The organism is Consotaella aegiceratis, assembly GCF_036541425.1.
GTDB lineage: Bacteria > Pseudomonadota > Alphaproteobacteria > Rhizobiales > Rhizobiaceae > Consotaella > Consotaella aegiceratis.
This window is the reverse complement of the sequence record NZ_JAZHFT010000100.1, coordinates 1-3,778: the sequence shown is the minus strand read 5'-3', so window position 1 is coordinate 3,778 and position 3,778 is coordinate 1. Positions and strand designations below refer to the sequence as shown.

At 55.5% G+C, this 3,778-nt stretch carries 1 protein-coding gene; it reads left to right on the top strand.

What is annotated here, in order from left to right:
- The first annotated feature begins 310 nt into the window (after positions 1–310).
- The gene (locus SMD10_RS24960; RefSeq protein ID WP_331688434.1) at positions 311–3,649 is read left to right on the top strand and encodes an SIR2 family protein; all 3,339 of its coding nucleotides are present in this window, start codon (positions 311–313) and stop codon (positions 3,647–3,649) included.
- Positions 3,650–3,778: the final 129 nt, after the last annotated feature.

The window sequence follows — 3,778 nt, the reverse complement described above, 5'->3', positions numbered from 1 at the left end:
CCTGCCGAATATCTGTCGCTGATCTCCAACGCCATCCGCATCTCCCTCGTCGCATCTAGTACGAAGGAATCACGGTCGCCGAAGCCACGCAAATCACGCCAGAGTCAGATCATCCGCTCAGCGGTATAAAAGCGGACATCATGGGTGACCACGCGGAAGACCGTGGCGCGCGCCAAGAGTGGTCATTCGTCTCCGGCGGCCAAACGGCGTACCCAGTTCGAGCGGAGATTGCATGGTACCGAAACTCACAAATGTTGTAGCCTGACCTCTAGGTGTCGGACTTGATTATTTTCTGCATATGGGGGGATCCGTGAGATTCGTTGAAGACGGCCCATCAATTCCTGATGAGTTGCTTTGGGCACGAGATCAGGGGCGCGTCGTATTCTTTTGTGGTGCAGGGGTTTCCAGGGCTAGAGCGCAGCTTCCTGACTTCTTCGGCCTTGCGGAAGAGGTAATCACTTCACTGGGCGTGCCTAAAGACAGCCCTGCGTGCCGACTGGTGGAAGAGGCACGCGAAATCGATGGCCGTGTCGGTGTGGCCGGAGTGATATCCGCTGATCGTGTTTTTGGCCTCTTGGAACGTGAATTCGTTGCCCGAGATATAGAGGCGGCAGTAGCATCCGCGCTGAAGCCAAGCAGACCCTGTGACCTAAGCGCCCACCGAGTCTTGCTGGACTTAGCAACAAGCACGGACGGCGTGGTTCGCCTCGTCACAACCAACTTTGACCGATTGTTTGATGAATGTGGCCGCGATCTTCAGACTTGGCAGCCGCCGCGACTTCCCGATCCGCGACGAGCTGGTGAGCTAAACGGAATTGTCTATCTCCACGGTCGTGCCACCGAAGCATACGATGGCGCCGAGGGAGACGGCTTCGTTCTCTCGAGTTCGGAATTCGGGCGAGCATACCTCGCGGACGGATGGGCGACCGAGTTCTTCCGATCAATTTTGGCGCGGTTTGTGGTCGTTTTTGTCGGTTATGCAGCCGACGATCCCCCCGTCCAATATCTACTTGAAGCACTGAACAAAGTACCCGGTCGGCTGGATCATGTGTACGCTTTACAGTCCGGTGGTGAGGCCGACGCGGCGGCGCGATGGCGCCACAAAGGAGTGGAGGCTATCGCCTACGATGACTCTGATGGTCATGCAGCGCTTTGGCGGACATTGGAAGCTTGGTCTGCAAGAGCCAGAGATGTGGATGGCTGGTATCGAGACGTTATTCGCATGTCGCAACAAGGGCCCGAGGCTCTAGCTCCACATGAGCGCGGGCAGGTGGCACACGTCGTGTCATCTTACGAAGGTGCGAAACGCTTTGCAGAAGAGGAAATCCCGCCTCCTGCGGAATGGCTTTGCGTTTTTGATCCATATCGCCGCTATGCAAAACCGGGGCATTTGGGAACTCTTGTAGAGAAGGGCGAATACGTCGATCCTTTCGACCTTTACGGGTTGGACTCCGACTCTGTTCCGGACAAGCCCGAGCCCGACGAGCACAACGTTAGACGAGAAGTGCCAAATGGTTCGTGGGATGCATTCGCACTAAACCGCATAGATCGTCAGGCGCTCAGAGCCGATAATTTTCCGGCGCTGCGTGGACACTGGGCGAGAAACGCACCGCGATTGGTGCCCCGCATTTCCGTGTTGAGCCATTGGTTGACGCGAGTGTCTGACCAAGCCGCTAGCGTTTGGTGGGCTGCGCATCAATTTGCGCTTCATCCCGACATACGGGACCGCATCAGGTGGCAGTTGGAACGTGCTCCGCAACATTCGAAGCCGGAAATCCGTAAGGCCTGGAGGTATCTTTTCGAGAGTTGGGATTCCTATCGGGGCGAATTTCATCGAGATATCTTTGAACTCAAGGCCCAGATAACGAAGGACGGATGGGATTCCGCCGCAGTTAGGCAGTACTCAACTATTCGACAGCCGTATTTTGAAGCCCAGAGCAACTATTGGGGAGGACCAAAGCCGCCGAGTACGGGGGCCGATTTACAGGTCGGTGATCTTGTGCGGATGGATGTCAAATATCCAGAAAAGCACGAGCAAATCGAGATCCCGGACGAGTGGTTAGCGCAAACGGTCAAGGCCCTGAGCCGGAATCTAGAAATGGCAGTTCTTCTGGAAAAGGAAATTGGGGGCTACGGCTTGATGGCTATTTGCCCCATCGTGGCGGACGACAACGTTGGCGACGATCAATACGAGCGCAACCACGGACTTGGCTCTCATATAATCGAGTATGCCACTCTCTTGCAGCGGTTAGCGGAAATCAATCCTCAAGCAGCCAAATTCGAAGTCAGCGCGTGGGCTTCAGACGATCCAGTTTTCAATCGCCTGCGAATATGGGCGATGGGGAACAATACGCTAGTTCCTGTGGACGATTTTTCACGAGAGGCCGAACTGCTGCCCGATGAGGCGTTCTGGAGCTCTCGTGACCAACGGGACTTGCTTCTGTCGCTGAAACGTCGGTGGAATGAACTTAGCGAAACGGTACAGCAGCGCATTGAGGAAAGAATCGTTGCCGGACCTGATCGCTGGAAGGATGAAGAGGGACGGGAATTTATAGAAAGGTCGGCATTCGCCGTCCTCAACCGGTTACATTGGCTAGAAGGCCAAGGTTGCAGTCTTGGGGTTGATCTGGCGAAGATTAGTGAGGAACTTCAATGTCGCGCTCCCAAGTGGAAACCTGAATACTCCGCGTCGGCCGCTGCATCATTGGAGGGCCGAGTTGGCTGGGTTCGAACAGAAAAAGACACGTCCGGCTTGGTCTCAGTTCCTCTGTCCGCCATCTTGGCAAAGGCCAAAGAACTCAGCGGGCGGAGCGAAGAGTTTGTGGAAAGGTCGCCTTTCTCCGGATTAGTGGAAGAAAAGCCCGTTAGAGCACTGGCAGCCTTGCATCTCGCTGCAAAGAATGGGGAATACCCTGAATGGGCGTGGCGCACATTCCTCACGGCGGAGACTCGCAAGAGTGATAGCCCGAGGTTCATCCTGCTCACTGCCAGACGACTTCTATCTTATCCGCGGAAGGACGTTTCAGGGCTGATCTACCCCTTGTCAGAGTGGGCCCTAAACGTGTCCACGGCTCTTTCGCAGCGCGATGAGACAGTCTTCTTCAAGGTCGTTGGGAGAATTGCGGATATCATTTGTGCCGACCCTACCTCCGGAAATTCCGCGATTATCCGGGGAACTGGCGATCACGATTGGGCAACCGAGGCGCTAAATGCGCCTGCTGGGAAGATCGCGCAGGCCCTCTTCAATGCCCCTTTGACGAACGTGTTGAGCAAGGGGCAAGGGCTGCCGGAGAACTGGCTAAAACACGCCAATGCTCTTCTTGCCCTGGGGGGCGAGCCGAGGTGCCACGCCCTTGTCATATTCTGCCACCACCTCGTGTGGTTTAACTTCGTTGCTCCCGAATGGACGGAGACGAATCTTTCGCCAGTCTTACGAAGTGATAGCGGAGACGATAGAGATGCGGCTTGGGCAGGATTTTTCTGGGCTGCAAAAATTCCGCCACCATCCCTCTATCGAAAATTGAAAGGTGCGCTCATGCGCATCGCCACGACCAACACAATTTCCAAGCGATCACATGAACAAGTTCTGGCCGGCATGTTGTTGGTCGGTTGGGCCGCACCTGATCCTGAGTGTCTGATCCGAAATTGAGGTGAGTGGTATCAGTGGGTTAGCTTGACAGCCTCGCCGGCCGTTGATTCAGGGGTTTTGCCAAAAACTACCTTGGATCAACGATGTGGACCGATACCACTCGCGCACAGCATGCGCGCACCAGCCTGG